This is a genomic window from Phaeospirillum tilakii (assembly GCF_042683125.1).
In the GTDB taxonomy this organism is placed as follows: Bacteria; Pseudomonadota; Alphaproteobacteria; order Rhodospirillales; family Magnetospirillaceae; genus Phaeospirillum; species Phaeospirillum tilakii.
Map to the genome: position 1 here is coordinate 1 of NZ_JBHUIY010000093.1, position 1,815 is coordinate 1,815.

The following is a 1,815-nucleotide window of genomic DNA, read 5'->3' on the forward strand; positions in this document are numbered from 1 at the left end:
CCGCCCGCGCCGCCGCCGCCGGGGCCGCCGCCGACCAGCTGCGGCTGCGCGCCGCCGCCGCCGAGGCCGCCGCGCCGGTGCCGGACGAACAGGCGGCGCTGGAGCGGATCGAGGCCGAGGCCGGCCGGCTGGCCGAGGCCCGGCGCGACCTCGACACCCGGCTGGTCCAGGCCGAGGCCGACCTGCAACGCGAGCATGAACGCGCCGCCGACGCCGCCCGCTCCCTGGCCCGGCTGGAGGGCGAGCGCGACGCCCTCGCCGCCGAGGCGGCCGGCGAGGCCCCGGCCCGCGCCGCCGCAACAGCAGCGGTCGAGCGGGTCGCCGCCGCCGTCGCCGCCGGCGAGCAGGACCTCGCGGCGCGGATGGAGGCGGTCGCCGCCGCCGATGCCGCCCGCGCCGCCGCCTTGCGCCAGATCCAGCAGGCCGAGACCCGGCGCGACCGCCAGCGCGACCGCCTCGCCCTGGCCGCATCCCAGCGCGCCGCCCTCGCCGCCGAGGCGGTCGATCCGGCCGAGCTGACCGCGCTGGCCATGGAGCTGGAGGCGGCCGAGGAGGAGCGCGAGGCGGCGCAGGAACTGGCCGAGCGGACCGAACGCGACCGCGCCACCGCCCAGAGCGAGCGCGACCGCGCCCGCGACGCCCTCGCCGCCGCGCTGGCCGGGCGCGACCGCCTCGCCGCCGAGGCCGACGCCCTGGCCCAGGTGCTGGCCCAGGGCACCAGCCCCGGCTTCCGCCCGGTGCTCGACGCGGTCAGCGCCAGCCCGGGTTACGAGGCGGCGCTGGCCGCCGCCCTGGGCGACGACCTCACCGCCGCCACCGAGCCGGCGGCGCCGCGCCGGTGGGAGGATCTCGGCCCCGCCGCCGGCCTGCCGCCGCTGCCGCCCGACAGCCGGCCGCTGTCGGCCTTCGTCACCGCCCCGCCGGCGCTGGCCCGCCGCCTCGCCCAGGTCGCGGTCGCCACCGATGCCGACGCCGCCGAAACCTTGCGCCCGGCCCTGGCGGTCGGCCAGCGGCTGGTGACCCCGGCCGGCGATCTGTGGCGCTGGGACGGCTATGTCGTCCAGGCCGGGGCGCCGACGGCGATGGCGGTACGGCTGGCCCAGCGCAACCGCCTGCGTGAGCTGGAGGCCCGGCGCGAGGATGCCGAGCTTGGGGTCGAGACCGCCGAGGACACCGCCGCCGCCGCACTGGCCGCCGCCGACCGCGCGGCCGAGGCCGAACGCGCCGGCCGCGACGCGCTGCGGCGGGCCGAGGCGGCGCTGATCCGCGCCCGCGACGACCATGACCGCCTCGCCCGCCGCGCCGCCGCCCAGGGCGAGCGGCTGGCCGCCGCCGCCGACCTGTGCGCCGAGGCCGAGACCAGTCTGGCCGAGGCCGAGGCCGAACTGATCGAGGCCCAGGACGCGCTGGCCGCCTTTCCCGCCACCGGGGAGGACCGCGACGGAATCGCCGGGCTGCGCGCCGAACTGGCGGAACGGCGGGCGGCGCTGATCGAGGCGCGGAGCGAACTGGACCGGATCGAGCGCGCCGCCGGCGAGCGGGCGCGGCGCCGCGACGGCCTCGCCGCCGACCTCGAGTCCTGGCGCGGCCGCGCCGACACCGCCGCACGCCAGATCGCCGAACTGGAAACGCGGCGGGAAAGCCTGCTGTACGAGCGCGAGCGGCTGGAGGACCTGCCCGACCGCCTCGCCCGCGACCGGGCCGAGCGGCTCGACCGGCTCGAAGCCGCCGAGGCCACCGCCCGCGCCGCCGCCGACCGCCTCGCCACCGCCGAGGCGGCCCAGGCCGAGGCCGACCGTGCCGCCCGCGCCGCCG

At 81.3% G+C, this 1,815-nt stretch carries 1 protein-coding gene; it reads left to right on the forward strand.

Annotated features, from left to right (window positions below):
* Window positions 1-1,815: coiled-coil domain-containing protein (locus tag ACFSNB_RS18645; protein ID WP_465264580.1), on the forward strand; the 1,815-nt coding region annotated here is incomplete at both ends.